At 75.3% G+C, this 2267-nt stretch carries 2 protein-coding genes; both read right to left on the bottom strand.

Annotated elements, in window-relative coordinates; genetic code table 11:
• Positions 1-35: 35 nt before the first annotated feature.
• Positions 36-1958, bottom strand: coding sequence for a diguanylate cyclase (locus ACWJ6R_RS34915; RefSeq protein ID WP_449066299.1), 1923 nt, complete (start codon positions 1956-1958; stop codon positions 36-38).
• Positions 1853-2267 (bottom strand): ATP-binding protein (locus ACWJ6R_RS34910; protein WP_449066298.1); only part of this gene is annotated, 415 nt, incomplete at its 5' end. The genes ACWJ6R_RS34915 and ACWJ6R_RS34910, both read right to left, overlap by 106 nt.

Genomic DNA, 2267 nt, shown 5'->3' with positions numbered 1-2267 from the left:
CGGCGGGACCGCGCGGTCCCTGCGGCGGCCGTGGTTCAACCTGGCCGGACCTGGTCGCGGCCGGAGCGCTTGGCCTGGTAGAGAGCCTGGTCCGCGCGGTCGAGCAGGGTGTCGAGGGTGTCATCGGGTTTGAGTTCGGAGACGCCGATGCTGACGGTGAACCGCACGTGGTCGCCGCCGGCCGGGACGCTGAGGGCGGTGACGGCCGCACGGAGCCGCTCACCGATCTCCAGCGGGTCGCCGTGCACCTCGCTGAGCACCGCGGCGAACTCCTCGCCGCCGTATCGGCAGAAGACGTCGGGCTCCCGGAGGTGTTCGCGGAGCGTCTGCGCGACCGCGCGGATCACCTCGTCGCCGGTGGCGTGCCCGTAGACGTCGTTGATCCGTTTGAAGTGGTCGATGTCGACCATCATCGCCGCGAGCGGCCGGCAGTTGCGTTTGGCGACCTCCATCTGCGGGGTGGCGAGGGTGGCGAAATGCCGGCGGTTGTACGCGCCGGTCAACCCGTCGGTCGTCGCCAGCTGCTGCACCCTGGTGAACAACCGGGCGCTGTCGTAGGCGGCGGAGCCCTGCCCGGCGATCGCGGCGGCGACGTCGCGGTGGGTCTGGGTGAAGCCGCCGGGGCCGGCCGAGCCGGCGATCAGCAGGCCGTCCCCGTGGCCGTGGGTGTGGATCGGCACGGCCAGCCAGCGCAGCATGATCCGGGCCGTCGACAGGCCCAGCAGCACCGGGTTCTCCGGCAGCGGCACGCCCAGTTCGGCCAGTCCCTGCTTGGCGCAGGCGATCGAGCGGCTCAGCTCCCAGCCGGTCCGCAGCACGTGCGCGAGCTGCAGCAGCAGCGCGGCACGCCGTACCGGGTCGGGCTCCTGGGCGAGGCCCGCCTCCAGTTGCCGGCGGGCCGGATCGATGCGCCCGGTCGACCAGTACGCCACCCCGAGCGTCTCCCGGAACCGGCTGTCCGGTTCGATGCCGGCCCGCTCCGCCGCCTCCTGCGCGGTCTCCAGGAACGTCAGAGCGGTGTCCGGGGCGTTGTCGGCCAGCGCGAGCCGTCCCGCGGCCCATCCGGTGGCGAACACCCGTTCGGGGCTGCGGCCGGTCTCCCCGGCACCGTAGTGGCGCGCCGCGGCGTACACCGCGGCGGGGCCGGGGAGACCGGCGGAGTCCAGGACGACGGCGATGCGCTGGTGCAGCGCCCGCAGCCGGTCGGCGTCGACCGCGGCGAGCATCGCCTCCCGGATCCGGTCGTGCACGAAGGCGTACCCGTCGGCGTGCGGCTGGATCAGACCGTGCTCGGCCGCCTCCGCCAGCGCCGCGGCGGGATCGGCGCCGATCACCTCGGCCAGCAGGCCGGTCGGCACGACGGTGCCTATGGCTGCGGCGACCGCGAGCACCGAGCGGACGTGCTCGCCCACACCGTCGACCCGCGCGACGACCAGATCCAGCACGTCGGACGGCAGGTCGATCTCCCGCAGCAGATCGGTGTCCAGCCGCCAGGTCCCCCAGCTCGGGCGCAGCGCGCCGGCGTCGACGAGGGAGTGGAGGTACTCGAGGACGGTGAAGGGGTTGCCCCGGCTCCGCGTGGACAGCTCGGCGACCACCTCCGGCCCCACCGTCGGGCCGGCCAGGTAGGACGAGATCAGCGCCGCCGTACCCGCGTCGTCCAGCGGCCCGACCGGGATCCGCACATCGACGGCGGCGCCGACCGCGTCCTCGAACCGCTCACCGCCGGCGCGGCCGGCCTCGTCGTCGCGGACCGTGGCCACCACCAGGAGCGGCACGTCCGCGAGCTCCTCGGCGAGGCGGCGCAGCACGGCGAGGCTGGAGCCGTCGAGCCACTGCACGTCATCGAGGATCAGCAGGCCGCCCGTCCGGCCCGGCAACGCCGCCAGGAACAGGGCCACCGCCCCGGCGAACTGCTCGTGCCGGCCCTCGGCGTCCAGCTCCGGCGCGTCCAGCACCACCCCGAGCAGCGGCGACAGCGACCGCAGCAGGCTCGCCCCGGCCCCCCGCGGCGGCCCGCAGCCGGTCCACGGCCGCGGCTCTCGCCTCGCGGCGCGAGCGCCGCGATCGCTCCCAGCCGCTCTTCGACCGCGGCGCGCAGCGCCGCCAGCGGCAGCGACGAATCCGGGTCGCACTTGCCGGACATGACCAGCGCGCCGCCCGCCCGCGCCGCCGCCGCGAGCTCACGGGCGAGGCTGGTCTTCCCGCTTCCCGGAGCACCGCTGAGCAGCACCACACCGCCGGCGCCCGCCTGCGCGCGGGCCCAC

Source organism: Planomonospora algeriensis, assembly GCF_977012225.1.
The sequence above is the reverse complement of the archived record's forward strand: the minus strand, read 5'-3'. Positions and strand labels throughout refer to the sequence as shown.